This window comes from Vibrio sp. 779(2023), assembly GCF_033344285.1.
Taxonomy (GTDB): Bacteria; Pseudomonadota; Gammaproteobacteria; order Enterobacterales; family Vibrionaceae; genus Vibrio; species Vibrio alginolyticus.
Genome location: NZ_JAWPOM010000002.1, coordinates 101,733 through 119,424, shown reverse-complemented (window position 1 = coordinate 119,424; position 17,692 = coordinate 101,733). Strand labels below are relative to the sequence as shown.

Here is a 17,692-nt window from a genome sequence, read left to right as displayed (position 1 = left end):
TATTGAGAATAGAATTGATGACAATCCAACATACACAAGACTTAGCTCAGATTCGCGCAATGGTGCCAGAGATGCGCCGCGTGAAATCCATCCACTTCATCGGTATTGGTGGTGCGGGCATGAGCGGCATTGCAGAAGTGCTGTTGAACGAAGGCTACCAAATCACAGGTTCTGATCTATCAGAGAACGCTGTGACAGAGCGTTTGGTATCAAAAGGTGCGACGGTATTTATTGGTCATCAAGCCAGTAATGTAGAAAAAGCAAGTGTGGTTGTTGTGTCAACGGCGATCAACGAAGAAAACCCAGAAGTGATGGCGGCACGTGAATTACGCATCCCTATTGTACGCCGCGCAGAGATGTTGGCTGAATTGATGCGATTCCGTCACGGTATTGCCGTTGCGGGTACACACGGTAAAACCACGACGACCGCTCTTGTCACTCAAATCTATTCTGAAGCCGGTCTTGATCCAACGTTTGTGAATGGCGGTTTGGTGAAAAGCGCAGGTACAAATGCGCGTCTAGGCTCGAGTCGTATTCTAATTGCAGAGGCAGATGAAAGTGACGCGTCATTCCTGCACTTGCAACCAATGGTGAGCATTGTTACCAATATCGAAGCCGATCATATGGATACCTATGGTGGTGACTTTGAAACCTTAAAGCAAACCTTCATCGATTTCCTTCATAATCTACCGTTTTACGGCCAAGCAATTGTTTGCATTGATGATCCTGTGGTTCGAGAGTTAATCCCACGTATTAGTCGTCAAGTGATAACTTACGGTTTTTCTGAAGATGCCGACGTACGTATTGAAGATTATCGTCAAGAGGGGCAGCAAGGCAAATTTACGGTAGTACGTAAAGGGCGAGCTAACTTAGATATCACGCTGAATATTCCAGGTCGTCACAATGCATTGAATGCGTCTGCTGCGATTGCGGTTGCTACTGAAGATGACATTGAAGACGATGCGATCCTAAAGGCAATGGCTGGTACGCAAGGTACGGGAAGACGTTTTGATCACCTTGGCGAGTTTGATACTGGCAACGGCCATGCAATGCTTGTTGATGATTACGGCCATCATCCAACAGAAGTGGATGTAACCATTAATGCAGCACGCAGTGGTTGGCAAGACAAGCGTTTGGTGATGATTTTCCAACCGCACCGTTATAGCCGTACTCGTGATTTATACGATGATTTCGCGAATGTGCTTGAACAGGTGGATGTATTGATCATGCTGGATGTTTACGCAGCGGGTGAAAAGCAGATTGCAGGTGCTGATGGACGCGCTTTATGTCGCACAATTCGCAGCCGAGGCAAGGTAGATCCGATTTTTGTTCCAGAAATCGAGCAATTACCTTCAGTTTTAGCTAACGTTATACAAGACGGCGACCTAATCTTAACGCAAGGTGCGGGTGATATTGGTAAAGTGGCGAAACAGCTGGCAGGTCTTAAATTGAATATAAACAAGATGCTTGGCTGACACATATTGTTGATGCGAAGGACAGATAAAGACTCAGATCTCGATTTTGCGTCAATATCATTGTGATTTATTGCTATCAGTGTTTGATAGTTTACAAGAGCTCAGTATAATCCCAAGGTTAAAGTCAAGACTTTTACCTCTGCGTAATTATATGGGTAAAAAGTACACGACAAAAGTCAGGAAACGAAGACGTTGTTGAATATTGCACTGAATGACGAGCGACCAAACACGGGTAACAACCGTGGTCGCCAAGAAAAAATCTTGGGTGCGTTATTTTTCGTTGTGGTTGTGACTTTAATTAGTTCTGTTTTGTACGCGGCGATCAGTTGGATGTGGGATGACCAAAGGTTACCTCTCTCCAAAATAGTACTTCAGGGGAAACTGGAGTATGTCCAAGCTGACGATGTGCAGGCTGCATTTAGTCGAATTGATCACATCGGTACATTTATGTCCCAGGATATTGATGTATTACAGCAAAGTGTCGAAGCTCTGCCATGGGTAGCGCATGCTGCAATCCGAAAGCAGTGGCCGGATACAGTAAAAGTTTTTTTGACGGAGCATCAACCAGAAGCCATTTGGAATGGCAACGAACTGTTAGATAAAAACGGGTTCGTTTTTGATGGAGATGTTGCTCTGTTGCAAGAAGAAAAAGTGAAGCTGTACGGACCCAAAGATAGCGGACCGGAAGTCTTACAGACTTACCGTGATTTGAGTCCTAAGTTTCAGCAATTGGGTTTAGCGATATCGTCTCTGGTATTAAACGAGCGACGAGCTTGGCAAATCATCCTTGATAACGGTATTCGATTAGAGCTCGGTAAAGAGTCTCTTCTTGAGCGTATAGAGCGCTTTTTTAAGCTCTATAACAAGCTTGGCAGTGACACGCAAAGAATCAGTTATATCGATCTTAGGTACGATACAGGAGCCGCAGTTGGTTGGTTTCCTGAACAAGAGTTAGAAGAGAGTACAGATGACTAAGGCCGCTGATGACAACATTATTGTTGGTCTTGATATAGGCACTGCAACCGTATCGGCTCTAGTGGGTGAGGTTTTACCAGACGGTCAAATTAATATTATTGGCGCAGGTAGTAGCCCCTCACGCGGCATGGATAAAGGTGGCGTGAATGATTTGGAGTCGGTTGTAAAATCAGTACAACGTGCAATTGATCAAGCTGAATTAATGGCAGAGTGCCAGATCAGCCGAGTCTTCATTTCGTTGTCTGGTAAGCATATCGCAAGCCGAATTGAAAAAGGTATGGGCACGATTTCTGATGAAGAGGTGTCTCAAGAAGACATGGATCGCGCTATCCATACCGCAAAATCGATTAAAATCGGTGATGAACAGCGAATTCTTCATGTGATCCCGCAAGAGTTCACCATTGATTACCAAGAAGGAATCAAAAATCCGCTTGGTTTATCTGGGGTAAGAATGGAAGTGAGTGTCCACCTTATCTCATGCCATAATGACATGGCACGCAACATTATTAAGGCGGTAGAACGCTGCGGCCTTAAAGTAGAACAACTCGTATTTTCTGGGCTTGCTGCTAGTAATGCAGTAATCACCGAGGATGAAAGAGAGCTTGGAGTTTGTGTGGTTGATATTGGCGCCGGCACGATGGATGTGGCCATCTGGACTGGCGGTGCGTTACGTCACACAGAAGTATTTTCGTACGCAGGAAATGCTGTAACCAGTGATATTGCTTTTGCTTTTGGCACGCCAGTGAGCGATGCTGAAGAAATAAAAGTCAAATATGGCTGTGCTTTGAGTGAACTGGTCAGTAAGGATGACACGGTTAATGTACCAAGCGTAGGTGGACGACCATCACGTAGCCTGCAACGTCAAACGTTGTCAGAAGTGATTGAGCCACGCTACTCTGAGCTTATGGGACTGGTTAACCAAACTATCGACTCTGTACAAGCAAAATTGCGCGAAGAGGGTATCAAGCACCATCTGGCTGCGGGAGTTGTACTCACCGGCGGTGCTGCGCAAATGGACGGAGTGGTAGAATGTGCGGAACGCGTATTCCGCAATCAAGTAAGGGTCGGCAAACCGCTCGAAGTCAGCGGATTAACTGACTATGTAAAAGAGCCGTACCATTCTACGGCAGTTGGATTACTTCATTACGCAAGAGACATGCAGTCTAGCGACGATAGCGATTATAATGAACCTAAACGCTCATCTGTAACTGGCTTTTTCGATAAATTGCGTAACTGGATACAAAAAGAGTTTTAACCTGAGTTGCAGGATAAACGGAGACAACACATGTTTGAACCGATGATGGAAATGTCTGACGATGCAGTAATCAAGGTCGTTGGGGTTGGTGGCGGCGGTGGTAACGCCGTTGAACACATGGTGCGTGAATCCATCGAAGGTGTGGAATTCATCAGCGTCAACACTGATGCGCAAGCACTTCGTAAGACAAGCGTTGGCAATGTTATTCAGATCGGTGGTGATATCACTAAAGGTCTGGGTGCAGGTGCTAATCCACAGGTTGGCCGTGACGCAGCTCTCGAAGACAGAGATCGAATTAAAGATTCCCTGACTGGCGCCGATATGGTGTTTATCGCAGCTGGTATGGGTGGCGGTACCGGTACTGGTGCAGCGCCTGTTATTGCTGAAGTGGCTAAAGAGCTTGGCATTCTAACAGTAGCGGTAGTAACTAAACCGTTTAGTTTTGAAGGTAAAAAGCGTTTGGCATTTGCTGAGCAAGGTATCGATGAGCTATCTAAGCATGTTGACTCTTTGATCACGATTCCAAACGAAAAGCTACTTAAAGTACTTGGTCGTGGTGTAACACTACTAGAAGCTTTTGCAAGCGCTAACGATGTTCTTAAGAATGCCGTTCAAGGTATTGCTGAGCTAATTACTCGCCCTGGCATGATCAACGTCGACTTTGCGGACGTAAGAACTGTAATGTCTGAAATGGGTCACGCAATGATGGGTAGCGGCATCGCCAAAGGTGAAGACCGTGCTGAAGAAGCGGCTGAAATGGCAATTTCTAGCCCACTTCTGGAAGACATCGATCTAGCAGGCGCTCGTGGTGTTCTTGTCAATATTACTGCTGGTCTGGATATGCGTCTTGACGAGTTTGAGACGGTTGGTAATACAGTGAAGGCATTCGCTTCTGACAATGCGACTGTTGTTATCGGTACTTCTCTAGACCCTGATATGACTGACGAAATTCGCGTAACAGTTGTAGCGACAGGTATTGGTAATGAGAAAAAGCCAGATATCACGCTAGTTGCGGGTGGTAAAGCTAAAGTGGCACCGACGCCGCAAGCTCAACCACAGCAACAAGCAGCGGCAACGCAAGCTGAAGAAAAACCGGCACAGACCTTGCAAAATAATCAAGTGCAAGAGAAGCCACAGGTAACTCCTCAGCCGACAAACACTGCTCCTTCTTCTCCAGCTTCGTCGAGCCAAAGTTCTGCGGCTCCAAAGCAAGAAAAGGAAAGTGGTTATTTAGATATACCGGCATTTTTGCGTCGTCAGGCTGATTAATCTTTAACCCATAAATTTGACATGGCTCAAAATTATGGTAGCATTCACGGTCGACGTTACAGACGGCCGTGTTTTGTAGCAAATTTTTGAGAGGCAAGCAGATGATCAGACAACGTACTCTGAAAGAAATAGTGAAAACAACTGGTGTGGGTCTCCACTCTGGTCGTAAAGTCACACTTACTCTGCGCCCGGCTGCTGCAAATACAGGTATCATTTACCGTCGTACAGATGTAAATCCACCTGTAGATTTTCCAGCTGATCCAGCTTCGGTTCGTGACACCATGCTTTGTACTGCATTGGTAAACGATGAAGGTGTGCGTATTTCAACTGTTGAGCACTTGAATGCGGCACTTGCTGGTATGGGCATCGATAACATTGTTGTCGAAGTAGACGCACCTGAAATTCCGATCATGGATGGTAGTGCAAGCCCATTTGTATACTTGCTACAACAAGCAGGTATCGAAACGCAAAATGCGCCAAAACGCTTCATCCGTATCAAAAAGCCAGTTCGTTTTGAAGATGGTGATAAATGGGCAGAATTTGTACCATTTAACGGCTTCCGTATGGACTTCGAAATTGAGTTTAATCACCCAGCGATTGAATCAGACGAGCAACGTTTGCTGTTTGATTTCTCGTCAAAAGGCTTTGTTCGTGAGATTTCTCGAGCACGTACGTTTGGCTTTATGCGTGATATCGAATATCTACAATCTCAAAACCTAGTTTTGGGTGGTAGTTTTGACAATGCTATCGTTTTGGATGATTACCGTATTCTTAATGAAGAAGGTCTACGCTTTGAAAATGAGTTTGTGACTCACAAAGTGTTGGATGCGATTGGTGACCTTTACATGTGTGGCCACCCAATCATTGGTGAATTCCGTGCCTTTAAATCTGGCCACGGTTTAAATAACCAACTGTTACGTGCTGTTCTTGCAGATCAGGAAGCGTGGGAGTGGACTACATTCGAAGAAGAAGTCGGCTCACCAGTAGCATTCGCAGAACCAAATATGGTGCTTGCGTAAATACTTGGCATTAGAATTAATAAAAAACCAGGCTTATGCCTGGTTTTTTGCTATTTGGCTTTAATCCTGGATTTATCAATAACATTCAAGCTTTCAGCATATTGAAATAACGTTCACTTACGATCTTCCTTTTCTGCCATATCGGCTAATCGTTTTAAACGCTCTTGAATTTTAGGTGGCGCCATGTCGGCAATCGTCATTAATGACTTTGCTGCAGATTCTGTTAGTGGTGGACGCTTAGGTCTGTCGTCTTGTTGAAAGCGGTTTCTATATAGTGAAGGATTGATCCTCACTTCAACGCTCATCAGCTTGGCAAAGCCTTGAGTACGAAGTTTATTTAGGATCATGAGGCGATCGTAATCGATCTTCATTTTGATCGCGGCACTGGAGACATCGATCAATAGATGTCCGTTACGAACATTCGCTACTCGGCAATGATCGGCCGTCCCCATGGGTAAGACCTCTTGCAAAGCTTGGTTAAGCTGTAAGATTTCTCCAGCATGTTCTTGAATCTGCTTGAACTGTGACTCAGCAATAACATCTTCAGTCGAGGTTGGACGGTGATCACGCATAGGTAAAATCTAATTTTGTTGAGATATAGCTATTCTAGAGCAGCTTTCTATCAAGGTATAGTTTACATTAACGTCTTTAGCTTCAGTTTTACAATGTAGCAAGGTAAAAAGCAAAGTTTGCTCTGGATGGATTACACATATTGCGGTATGCAATATCGGCTAATCAGTCACCACTTTAAGTAAAAACTTCAGAGTGCTTCAAACAAATACGTCTATTTATGGTTGTATCGATTAAAAATCCTTACACTAAGCCACATTGTTTCAAAACTTAGCCTTGAAATATGGATGTTTGAACTCAATATCTTTGATAAATGATTTATCTCAGTATTCTTAGTTCCAAACTGGCAGAGACTGAAGGCATTATGAGTAGATCGGGAACGGTCTGAATAAAGAGAGATTCACGAAAAATGATAACTAAGCTACTGACAAAAGTGATTGGCAGTCGCAACGACCGAACACTGCGCCGCCTTAGAAAAATTGTAAAAGAAATTAATAACTTTGAGCCAACATTCGAAGCTCTAAGTGACGAAGAGTTAAAAGCAAAGACGGTTGAATTCCGTGAGCGCCTAGAGAAGGGTGAAACTCTTGATAAACTACTTCCAGAAGCTTTTGCTACGGTTCGTGAAGCATCTAAGCGTGTCTACGGTATGCGCCACTTCGACGTCCAGCTTATCGGTGGTATGGTTCTAAATGCGGGTCAAATCGCTGAAATGCGTACGGGTGAAGGTAAAACGCTGACGGCAACGCTCCCTGCTTACCTAAATGCCCTAGCTGGTAAAGGCGTTCATATTGTAACAGTGAACGATTATCTAGCTAAACGTGATGCAGAGACAAACCGCCCTCTATTTGAATTTTTAGGTATGACTGTTGGCGTAAACGTGCCAAACATGCCTCCTCAAGAGAAAAAAGAAGCGTACCAAGCTGACATCTTGTACGGAACGAACAATGAATTTGGTTTTGACTACCTTCGTGACAATATGGCTTTCCGTAGCGAAGATCGCGTACAACGTGAACGCTTCTTTGCAGTTGTCGATGAGGTGGACTCAATCCTAATTGATGAAGCTCGTACCCCTTTAATCATTTCTGGTCCTGCTGAAGATAGCTCTGAGCTATACACCCGAATCAACCTTTTGATCCCGCATCTTAAAAAGCAAGACAAAGAAGACTCTGAAGAATATCGTGGTGATGGTCACTACACTGTTGATGAGAAATCAAAGCAAGTATACCTCACAGAAACGGGCCAAGAGTACGTTGAAGAACTGTTGGTGAAAAATGGTCTTATGGAAGAGGGTGACACACTTTACTCACCGACTAACATCAGCATGTTGCATCACGTGAATGCCGCTTTGCGTGCTCATGTGTTGTTTGAGCGCAACGTTGATTACATCGTTACTGACGAAGGTGAAGTAGTAATTGTTGATGAACATACTGGTCGTACAATGCCAGGTCGTCGTTGGTCTGAAGGTCTTCACCAAGCAGTAGAAGCGAAAGAAGGCGTTAAGATTCAAAACGAAAACCAAACTTTGGCTTCGATTACCTTCCAGAACTACTTCCGCTTATACGAAAAACTGTCTGGTATGACAGGTACTGCGGATACTGAAGCGTTTGAGTTCCAATCTATTTATGGCTTGGAAACGGTGGTTATCCCAACCAACAAACCAATGATTCGTAACGATATGCCGGATGTGGTGTACCGTACCGAAGCTGAGAAGTTTGCTGCAATCATTGAAGATATCAAAGAGCGCGTTGCGAAAGGTCAGCCAACATTGGTTGGTACCGTATCGATTGAAAAATCAGAACTACTCTCCAACGCCTTGAAGAAAGCGAAGATCAAACACAACGTATTGAATGCGAAATTCCATGAGAAGGAAGCGGAAATTGTTGCTGAAGCGGGTATGCCGGGTGCGGTAACTATCGCGACCAACATGGCCGGTCGTGGTACGGATATTGTGCTTGGCGGTAGTTGGCAATCAAAAGTGGAAGCTTTGGAGAACCCAACTCAAGAACAAATCGATGCGATTAAAGCAGAGTGGAAAGTGGTACATGATCAAGTACTAGATGCTGGTGGTCTACACATCATTGGTACTGAGCGCCACGAATCTCGCCGTATTGATAACCAGCTACGTGGTCGTTCTGGTCGTCAAGGTGATGCGGGTTCATCGCGCTTCTACCTATCTATGGAAGACTCTTTGTTACGTATTTTCACTTCTGATCGTATGGCGAGCCTTATTCAAAGTGGTATGGAAGAAGGTGAAGCTATTGAATCGAAAATGCTTTCTCGCTCAATTGAAAAAGCACAGCGCAAAGTGGAAGGTCGTAACTTTGATATCCGTAAGCAGCTACTAGAATACGATGATGTGGCGAACGATCAGCGTAAGGTTGTCTACGAGCTGCGCGACGAATTGATGAACGTTGAAGACATCAGCGGTATGATCGAGCAAAACCGTGAAGATGTGCTAACCGCGGTTATTGATGAGTACATCCCGCCACAATCACTAGAAGATATGTGGGACGTTGAAGGTCTGCAAGAGCGCTTGAAAGCAGACTTCGATCTTGATGCGCCAGTGAAGCAATGGCTTGAAGAAGACGATAAGCTTTACGAAGAGGCGCTACGCGAGAAGATCATCAATCTAGCCGTTGAAGTGTACAAAGAGAAAGAGGAAGTGGTGGGTGCGCAAGTGCTTCGTAACTTCGAGAAATCGGTTATGCTTCAAACTCTGGATACGCTTTGGAAAGAGCACTTGGCAGCAATGGATCACTTGCGTCAGGGTATTCACTTACGCGGCTATGCGCAGAAGAACCCGAAACAGGAATACAAGCGTGAATCGTTTGAACTGTTTGAAGGTCTACTAGAAGCGCTGAAAACTGATGTGATTACTGTTCTATCTCGCGTTCGAGTTCAGCAACAAGAAGAAGTTGAACGTATGGAAGAGCAACGTCGTGCGCAAGCTGAAGAGGCCGCTCGTCGTGCTCAAGCGCAACACGCAGCAGCACAAAACCCTCTTTCTGAAGGTGAAGAATCTGAAGAAGGTTCAAGTCAGCCAATGGTACGTGATGAACGTAAAGTAGGTCGCAATGAGCCTTGCCCTTGTGGTAGTGGTAAGAAGTATAAACAGTGCCACGGCAAGATCGACTAACGTATTAGTCAGATAATTTTTTAAAGAGTCGCCTAGGCGGCTCTTTTTTTAAGCAAATTCTGTGGCTGTCGAATTTCATAAGTTTTGATAGCATCGGATAGTTTTAGAGATGCAAAGACCGTTGAAGTGTAACGGCTTGAGAGTTAGGAACCCCTATGAAAAGAATTCACATAGTCGCGGCTATTATTTTTAACCAAGACAAATCAAAAATTTTTATTACAAAGCGTCCAGACGACAAGCATAAAGGCGGGTTTTGGGAGTTTCCCGGCGGGAAAGTCGAGTCAGGAGAAAGTATTGAACATGCTCTAGCAAGAGAACTTGAAGAAGAAGTAGGAATTGAAGTTACTGAGCAAGCCCTTTTCGAGCATTTGGAATATGACTATCCAGACAAATCACTTAAGTTTGATTTTATTACGGTATCTAAGTTCAGTAATGAGCCTTACGGCCGAGAAGGTCAAGAAGGTCGCTGGGTTGAGATAAGAGAATTGGGTAACTATGCCTTTCCTGAAGCGAACGTGCCTATCTTGGAGCGTGTCGTAAAAGAGTTCGCTTAAGCCTGATGAACTTGCTTGTGGTAACCACGGTATGTTGTTAGTTTAAACAGATTAAGCGAAACGAGAGAACGAGAGCAAACCTCGTTATCCAGAGAAGGAGAGAAAGCGCAATGGTTCGTATTGCAATCGCAGGAGCAGCAGGCCGAATGGGCCGTAATTTGGTTAAAGCTTCACACCTTAACTCAGAGGCGATAGTGAGCGCGGGATCAGAACGACCTGAGTCCTCACTTGTCGGTGTCGATATCGGTGAACTTTGTGGTGAAGGCAAATTCGATGTGTTCTTAACGGATGATCTTGCTAAAGACGTCGATAATTTTGATGTAATCATCGATTTTACTGCCCCAGTAAGTACGTTGGCGAATCTTGAACTGTGTAAGAAGCATGGAAAGAGTATTGTGATTGGGACGACTGGTTTCAGTGATGCAGAGCGTGAACTGATTGACGAAGCCGCTAAGCAAGTGCCTGTTGTCATGGCTCCTAACTACTCTGTTGGTGTGAACCTAGTATTTAAGCTTCTTGAGAAAGCAGCCAAAGTGATGGGCGACTACTGTGATGTTGAGATTGTCGAAGCACATCATCGTCATAAAGTTGATGCTCCTTCTGGTACCGCTATCGGGATGGGCGAAGCCATTGCTGGTGCGATGGGCAACAAGCTGAATGATGTAGCTGTCTATGCGCGAGAAGGTATCACAGGTGAACGTACTAAAGATGAGATCGGCTTTGCTACAATTCGCGCTGGCGATATTGTCGGTGAGCACACAGCCATGTTTGCTGATATTGGGGAACGAGTGGAGATAACGCACAAAGCGACCGATCGTATGACGTTTGCTAATGGCGCCGTCAAGGCCGCTGTTTGGTTGAGTGCCAAACCAGCGGGCTTTTATACCATGACAGATGTTTTGGGATTGAATGAACTCTAAATACATAATTATTCGCCGGCGGTAGCCGGCTTTTTTATATCTATAGAATTATTTGTAAATGAAATGATTCTAACAGAAAGTATTTTGGTACTTACTTTTGTTGTTATTTTGGTTGTTTTGTGGGTGTTTTGGGTTTTGATGTCTAAAAATTAATGTCTTTTCTGTTGGGTGAACGTTTGCGTGAAAAACTCATACTTTTTTGTGATCTCTAAAAAGTTCAAATTTGTAAAATTCATTAAACCTCTATGCCTCTCTATGTAATAGCATGTAAAAGTTATCTTTTTGGGCATTACTGATTCAAAATGACCTTACTCGCTAGAAATTAACCATTTATTTTTGATTGTAGGTTGACAGGTTTCGAGTCCAACTTTAGAATACCGCCAATTTGTCTGAAATACCTATTTATGTAGATTTTATAGGTAAAGGAAGGCATGTTTGCAGTTTGATTTATTTTTTTTGCATTTTTATTCTGGAGGTTGTCTTGGGTAAATTAGCACTGTTGGTCCTAGAAGATGGGACAGTGTTCCGCGGAGTGTCCATAGGGGCAGATGGTCTTTCCGTTGGTGAAGTCGTTTTTAATACCTCGATGACGGGGTATCAAGAAATCCTCACTGATCCTTCCTATTCTCAGCAAATCGTCACTCTCACTTATCCTCACATTGGCAATACCGGAACCACTTCCGAAGATGAAGAATCCTCTTCCATTCATGCACAAGGCCTTGTGATTCGCGATCTTCCTCTAATCGCTTCTAACTTCCGTAACGAACAATCCCTCTCTGATTATCTTAAGTCGCAAAATATCGTTGGCATCGCTGATATCGATACTCGTAAGCTCACTCGTATCCTGCGTGAAAAAGGTGCTCAAAACGGCTGTATTGTTGCGGGCAACAACCTAGACGAAGCTTTGGCACTAGCGAAAGCAAAAGAATTCCCAGGCTTAAAAGGAATGGACCTTGCGAAAGAAGTTACAACAAAAGAAGCGTATCAATGGAAGCAAGGTTCGTGGACGCTTGAAGGTGGACTTCCAGAGGCGAAAGATGACAGCGAGCTGCCATACCACGTTGTCGCTTACGACTTCGGCGCAAAACGCAACATCTTACGAATGTTGGTTGACCGCGGCTGCCGCTTAACGGTTGTACCTGCAGAAACGTCAGCGGAAGAAGTTCTGGCACTAAATCCAGATGGCGTATTCTTATCGAACGGCCCTGGTGACCCAGAGCCATGTACTTACGCGATTGAAGCAACCAAAGTGTTCCTAGAAAAAGGCTTGCCAATTTTTGGTATTTGTCTAGGTCACCAAATTCTGGCGCTAGCATCAGGTGCGCAAACGGTGAAAATGAAGTTTGGTCACCACGGTGCAAACCACCCAGTAAAAGATTTAGAGCGTAACGTTGTGATGATCACTTCGCAAAACCACGGCTTTGCGGCCGATGAAGCAACATTACCGGAAAACTTACGTGCTACTCACGTATCGCTATTTGATGGCTCTTTGCAAGGTATCCACCGCACAGACAAGCCAGCATTTAGCTTCCAAGGTCACCCAGAAGCGAGCCCAGGTCCACATGACGCGGCACCGCTATTTGACCACTTTATCGAACTAATCAAAAAACACAGCGCTTAATTCGGAGTAGTAGATAATGCCAAAACGTACTGACATTCAAAGTATTCTAATTCTTGGTGCTGGTCCGATTGTTATCGGTCAGGCATGTGAGTTTGACTACTCTGGCGCACAAGCGTGTAAAGCTCTTCGCGAAGAAGGCTACCGAGTTATCCTGGTTAACTCTAACCCAGCAACGATTATGACTGACCCAGAGATGGCAGATGCGACTTACATCGAGCCGATTCAGTGGGAAGTGGTACGCAAGATCATCGAGAAAGAACGTCCTGATGCAGTTCTGCCAACTATGGGTGGTCAGACAGCACTTAACTGTGCGTTAGATTTAGAGAAGCACGGCGTTCTCGCAGAGTTTGGCGTAGAGATGATTGGTGCAACGGCTGATGCAATCGACAAAGCGGAAGACCGTTCTCGTTTTGATAAAGCGATGAAGTCTATCGGCCTTGAGTGTCCTCGCGCAGATACAGCGAAGAGCATGGAAGAAGCTTACAAAGTTTTAGATATGGTTGGCTTCCCTTGTATCATTCGTCCATCGTTCACCATGGGTGGCACTGGTGGTGGTATCGCGTACAACAAAGAAGAGTTCGAAGAAATCTGTCGTCGCGGTCTGGACTTATCTCCGACCAACGAACTTCTTATCGATGAGTCACTAATCGGTTGGAAAGAGTACGAAATGGAAGTCGTTCGTGACAAAGCGGACAACTGTATCATCGTATGTTCAATCGAGAACTTTGACCCAATGGGTATCCATACGGGCGACTCAATCACGGTTGCTCCAGCACAAACACTGACTGACAAAGAATACCAGCTTATGCGTAATGCATCGCTAGCTGTTCTGCGTGAAATCGGTGTTGAAACAGGTGGTTCAAACGTACAGTTTGGTATCAACCCGAAAGATGGTCGTATGGTCATCATCGAGATGAACCCGCGTGTATCTCGCTCTTCTGCGCTAGCATCAAAAGCAACAGGCTTCCCAATTGCGAAAATTGCCGCGAAACTGGCTGTTGGCTTTACGCTAGACGAACTACAAAACGACATCACAGGTGGTGCAACACCCGCGTCATTTGAACCAACTATCGACTACGTCGTAACTAAGATCCCTCGCTTTAACTTCGAGAAATTTGCTGGCGCAAACGACCGTCTGACAACTCAGATGAAATCGGTTGGTGAGGTAATGGCGATTGGTCGTAACCAACAAGAATCTCTTCACAAAGCACTCCGTGGCCTAGAAGTTGGCGCAACTGGTTTTGATGAGATGGTCGATCTGGAAGCACCAGATGCACTGACTAAGATTCGTCACGAACTTAAAGAAGCAGGTGCAGAGCGTATCTGGTACATCGCCGATGCATTCCGAGCGGGTATGTCAGTCGACGGAGTGTTCAACTTGACTCAAATCGACCGCTGGTTCCTGGTTCAAATCGAAGAAATTGTAAAACTCGAAGAACAAGTCAAGGCGGGCGGCTACGCAGGTTTGACCAAAGAAGTGCTTCGTCAGATGAAACGCAAAGGTTTCTCTGATGCTCGCTTGTCTAAATTGCTTGGTGTCGCTGAAAGTGAAATTCGCCGTGCTCGTGAGCAGTTTGATATTCATCCGGTTTACAAACGTGTGGATACATGTGCAGCAGAGTTTTCTTCTGACACGGCTTACATGTACTCATCTTACGATGAAGAATGTGAAGCAAACCCAACAGACAAAGATAAGATCATGGTTCTTGGTGGCGGTCCAAACCGTATCGGCCAAGGTATCGAATTCGATTACTGTTGTGTTCATGCATCACTTGCGCTGCGTGAAGACGGTTACGAAACCATTATGGTTAACTGTAACCCAGAAACGGTATCCACTGACTACGATACGTCTGATCGTCTGTACTTCGAACCAGTAACTCTGGAAGATGTACTGTCTATCGCTCGCGTTGAAAAACCAAAAGGTGTGATTGTTCAGTACGGTGGTCAAACGCCACTTAAACTGGCTCGTGCTCTAGAAGCGGCTGGTGTGCCAATCATTGGTACTAGCCCAGATGCTATCGACCGTGCGGAAGACCGTGAACGCTTCCAAGCCGCTGTTGACCGTTTAGGTCTACTTCAGCCAGAAAACGCGACAGTAACAACGATGGAGCAAGCGGTTGAGAAATCGAAAGAAATTGGCTTCCCATTAGTTGTTCGTCCATCTTATGTACTCGGTGGTCGTGCGATGGAAATCGTATACGACGAGCAAGACCTGCGTCGCTACTTCAACGAAGCAGTAAGCGTATCGAACGAGTCTCCAGTTCTACTAGACCGTTTCTTGGATGATGCAACCGAAGTTGATATTGATGCTATCTGTGACGGTGAACGCGTCGTTATCGGCGGTATCATGGAGCACATCGAACAAGCGGGTGTTCACTCTGGTGACTCTGCATGTTCACTGCCTGCATACACGCTAAGTCAGGAAATTCAAGACAAGATGCGTGAGCAAGTTGAGAAGTTAGCATTCGAACTCGGTGTACGCGGTTTGATGAACACGCAGTTTGCTGTGAAAGATAACGACGTTTATCTAATTGAAGTGAACCCTCGTGCTGCTCGTACGGTACCATTCGTATCGAAAGCGACAGGCGCTCCTCTAGCGAAAATCGCTGCACGTGTAATGGCGGGTCAATCTCTAGAGTCACAAGGCTTTACTAAAGAGATTATCCCTCCTTACTACTCAGTGAAAGAAGTGGTTCTGCCGTTCAACAAATTCCCTGGTGTTGACCCTCTATTGGGCCCTGAAATGCGCTCAACAGGTGAAGTAATGGGTGTGGGTGCAACGTTCGCAGAAGCTTACGCGAAAGCAGAGCTAGGTTGTGGTGCGGTTTATCCTGAAGGTGGTCGTGCGCTACTGTCTGTACGTGAAGGTGATAAAGAGCGTGTTGTTGACCTAGCTTCTAAGTTAGTGAAACTGGGTTACCAGTTGGATGCGACACACGGTACTGCTGTAATTCTGGGCGAAGCGGGTATTAACCCACGTTTGGTAAACAAAGTACACGAAGGTCGTCCACACATTCTTGACCGCATCAAGAACAACGAATACACCTATATCGTAAACACGGCTGCTGGTCGTCAAGCGATTGAAGATTCGAAAGTTCTACGCCGTGGTGCACTGGCAGAAAAAGTGAACTACACAACGACACTGAATGCAGCGTTCGCTACATGTATGTCTCATACTGCAGACGCAAAAGCGTCAGTAACTTCGGTTCAAGAGTTGCACGCTAAAGTGAAAGCGAGTCTAGACGCGTAACAGATAAAAATCAGTAAGCTCATTAATCAGGGCTTACATGACAACCTCATTGCCCGCTCATTTGAGCGGGCTTTTTTATATCGAGGTTTTTCTAAAATGAAGAGCATTAAAGTGTGCTAGGAACGATTGGTATGCTTCGCTTTTGAAGATCATTAAGCTAATGATGGCAAGCAATGTACCCAAAGATGAAGAAATAGTACTACCACTTGCTGCAACAAAATTAATGCTGCAAGTGAGAATGATAAAAGAGATAGTAAGTAAGTTTATTTTTGCAGCAATACTTAATCCTTTGCTTATTGTCAGAATGTTTGGAATGCATACAACAACAACCGTAATAGCTCCCAATGTAAGAAGGTAAGTATCTAGAGCAATGTGTTGAGTGAAAGAAAACCAGTCATTCCAAATGCTCAAGCTAATAGCCAGACCAATAGTCAATGCCAAGTATAAACATATACTTAGTGAGATGTTTGCTATGCTAATTGATTTAGTATTCAACTTTCAATTCCTCATAGATTCCAATTGCAAGATTTCTTAACTCTCCCGAATAACCGCTTCCTACTATGCTAATTGAGCCTCCAATTGCATCTAGAAGCTGATGAGAAATGGATGCGGATATTGTTGCTTGTGAATACCTCTTAGGAATTTCTCCTGACAACATTAGCTGTTTACGAGCTTTATTCGAAATGCTCGGAAGGTTTTTACGGATGATTTCTTTAGTTAATCTTGTTCTTTCTTGTCTGTTTAAGCCTTTTAGAATCTCGGGAACGCCTTTCTTAGTGGTTTGCTTAAGAGATTGAACCATTTTTATCGTTTGATATCCACTAGCGCCCGCTCCAGCTAAGGAGATGTAATCTAAAGCTTTAGTTGTATTTTGATACCACTCATTACTGTCTATATCCGATAATTTGTCTGGTGATTTAGATACCATACGGGTTCTTGCTACTCCAATAGCACATTGAGCTGTGGCAGCAACAGTAGCGGCGTGTGAGATATAGGACATAGTTACGCCCACAGGACCACTTACTGGTATTGTTAGCCCCGAACCAACTACCCCAATCCAGCCAATCGCTGCACCAATACAGCTAATGCTCGCTGATAGAAGCTCTTGATTGAATCTTGATTTTGACTCTTCCTGTTTTATTTTTTTTGCAAATTCTTGAGATGATTGTAATTTTATCGGTTCTCGTAGAATGATAAAGGTAGGATTGATATGGCATGTGGATTTAAAGTCTCTTAAGCGTACAACGGTGAATTTGTTATCAATATAAATTACACCCGCACCGCTAGTCTCTGGTTTAGAGTCAATAACGCTGAATAGCTGATTAACATTCACTATCTGTTCGATTTTTAAGCGTAATTGCTGCTCTTTTATTGATGGTCGAGTTAGTAAGGCTTCCATTATTTTCGTTTTTTATCAGATTAAATATTTCCTATTAAGACAGCATTTTCTTTTTCTATCAAAATATTAAGAGGCTCTTGAGGTGAGGCTCTATATTTGGATGTAATTGATATTTTTAATGTATCATTCTCTAGATTTATTGACTGATGAAAATTAGGAATAGATTGGTGTCTTGACTTTCCATTGGTAGTTTTGTGAATAAGTGCTACCGTTTCTTCCTCTTTGATACCTCTTCAAAAAGGAAGT

General features: G+C 44.4%; 13 protein-coding genes. 10 read left to right on the top strand and 3 right to left on the bottom strand.

Going from position 1 to position 17,692, the window contains the following annotated elements:
• The first annotated feature begins 17 nt into the window (after positions 1-17).
• The 5 genes from murC to lpxC all read left to right on the top strand — a co-directional run bounded on the left by murC (position 18) and on the right by lpxC (position 5,993).
• Positions 18-1,475, top strand: coding sequence for a UDP-N-acetylmuramate--L-alanine ligase (gene murC / locus R8O70_RS03130; RefSeq protein WP_064353623.1), 1,458 nt, complete (start codon positions 18-20; stop codon positions 1,473-1,475).
• Between the two features lie 192 nt (positions 1,476-1,667).
• Positions 1,668-2,450 (top strand): cell division protein FtsQ/DivIB, encoded by a 783-nt coding sequence (locus tag R8O70_RS03125; RefSeq protein WP_005387393.1) that lies wholly within the window; start codon positions 1,668-1,670, stop codon positions 2,448-2,450.
• A complete protein-coding gene (gene ftsA / locus R8O70_RS03120) occupies positions 2,443-3,705 on the top strand; it encodes a cell division protein FtsA (protein ID WP_005372946.1) in 1,263 nt (420 codons plus the stop codon). Before R8O70_RS03125 ends, ftsA begins: the two co-directional genes overlap by 8 nt.
• A 30-nt stretch (positions 3,706-3,735) precedes the next feature.
• Positions 3,736-4,974 (top strand): cell division protein FtsZ, encoded by a 1,239-nt coding sequence (gene ftsZ, locus R8O70_RS03115; RefSeq protein ID WP_017633617.1) that lies wholly within the window; start codon positions 3,736-3,738, stop codon positions 4,972-4,974.
• Between the two features lie 101 nt (positions 4,975-5,075).
• On the top strand, positions 5,076-5,993 hold the full coding sequence (gene lpxC, locus R8O70_RS03110; RefSeq protein ID WP_005381871.1) for a UDP-3-O-acyl-N-acetylglucosamine deacetylase: 918 nt from the start codon (positions 5,076-5,078) through the stop codon (positions 5,991-5,993).
• A gap of 113 nt (positions 5,994-6,106) precedes the next feature.
• On the opposite strand, the gene R8O70_RS03105 is transcribed toward lpxC, so the two are convergent.
• Positions 6,107-6,565: a DUF721 domain-containing protein gene (locus R8O70_RS03105; protein WP_005381869.1), complete on the bottom strand. Its 459-nt coding sequence runs from the start codon at positions 6,563-6,565 to the stop codon at positions 6,107-6,109.
• A gap of 407 nt (positions 6,566-6,972) precedes the next feature.
• Here R8O70_RS03105 and secA point away from each other — a divergent pair, with 407 nt between their 5' ends.
• The 5 genes from secA to carB all read left to right on the top strand — a co-directional run bounded on the left by secA (position 6,973) and on the right by carB (position 16,047).
• Positions 6,973-9,702, top strand: a complete 2,730-nt coding sequence (gene secA / locus R8O70_RS03100; RefSeq protein WP_005381868.1) for a preprotein translocase subunit SecA — start codon at positions 6,973-6,975, stop codon at positions 9,700-9,702.
• Between the two features lie 155 nt (positions 9,703-9,857).
• Entirely contained in the window at positions 9,858-10,256 is a 399-nt protein-coding gene (gene mutT / locus R8O70_RS03095) for an 8-oxo-dGTP diphosphatase MutT (RefSeq protein WP_005387387.1), read from the top strand.
• Between the two features lie 110 nt (positions 10,257-10,366).
• Positions 10,367-11,176 (top strand): 4-hydroxy-tetrahydrodipicolinate reductase, encoded by an 810-nt coding sequence (dapB, locus tag R8O70_RS03090; protein ID WP_318184050.1) that lies wholly within the window; start codon positions 10,367-10,369, stop codon positions 11,174-11,176.
• 481 nt (positions 11,177-11,657) lie between these two features.
• Positions 11,658-12,797 carry a glutamine-hydrolyzing carbamoyl-phosphate synthase small subunit gene (carA, locus tag R8O70_RS03085; RefSeq protein ID WP_017821483.1) on the top strand — a complete coding sequence of 380 codons (1,140 nt, stop codon included), beginning with the start codon at positions 11,658-11,660 and terminating at the stop codon, positions 12,795-12,797.
• Positions 12,798-12,813: 16 nt separating this feature from the next.
• On the top strand, positions 12,814-16,047 hold the full coding sequence (gene carB / locus R8O70_RS03080; protein WP_005381854.1) for a carbamoyl-phosphate synthase large subunit: 3,234 nt from the start codon (positions 12,814-12,816) through the stop codon (positions 16,045-16,047).
• A 75-nt stretch (positions 16,048-16,122) separates the two neighbouring features.
• Here the strand turns inward: carB and R8O70_RS03075 are convergent, their stop codons facing one another.
• Positions 16,123-16,542 carry a hypothetical protein gene (locus tag R8O70_RS03075; RefSeq protein WP_169644219.1) on the bottom strand — a complete coding sequence of 140 codons (420 nt, stop codon included), beginning with the start codon at positions 16,540-16,542 and terminating at the stop codon, positions 16,123-16,125.
• On the bottom strand, positions 16,532-17,446 hold the full coding sequence (locus R8O70_RS03070; protein WP_104975853.1) for a hypothetical protein: 915 nt from the start codon (positions 17,444-17,446) through the stop codon (positions 16,532-16,534). Before R8O70_RS03070 ends, R8O70_RS03075 begins: the two co-directional genes overlap by 11 nt.
• Positions 17,447-17,692: the final 246 nt, after the last annotated feature.

Coding starts and splice junctions, on each gene's coding strand:
- carB (WP_005381854.1), top strand. CDS start 12,814: ATGCCAAAACGTACTGACATTCAAAGTATTCTAATTCTTGGTGCTGGT.
- ftsZ (WP_017633617.1), top strand. CDS start 3,736: ATGTTTGAACCGATGATGGAAATGTCTGACGATGCAGTAATCAAGGTC.
- lpxC (WP_005381871.1), top strand. CDS start 5,076: ATGATCAGACAACGTACTCTGAAAGAAATAGTGAAAACAACTGGTGTG.
- R8O70_RS03070 (WP_104975853.1), bottom strand. CDS start 17,446: ATGGAAGCCTTACTAACTCGACCATCAATAAAAGAGCAGCAATTACGC.
- murC (WP_064353623.1), top strand. CDS start 18: ATGACAATCCAACATACACAAGACTTAGCTCAGATTCGCGCAATGGTG.
- dapB (WP_318184050.1), top strand. CDS start 10,367: ATGGTTCGTATTGCAATCGCAGGAGCAGCAGGCCGAATGGGCCGTAAT.
- secA (WP_005381868.1), top strand. CDS start 6,973: ATGATAACTAAGCTACTGACAAAAGTGATTGGCAGTCGCAACGACCGA.
- R8O70_RS03105 (WP_005381869.1), bottom strand. CDS start 6,565: ATGCGTGATCACCGTCCAACCTCGACTGAAGATGTTATTGCTGAGTCA.
- ftsA (WP_005372946.1), top strand. CDS start 2,443: ATGACTAAGGCCGCTGATGACAACATTATTGTTGGTCTTGATATAGGC.
- mutT (WP_005387387.1), top strand. CDS start 9,858: ATGAAAAGAATTCACATAGTCGCGGCTATTATTTTTAACCAAGACAAA.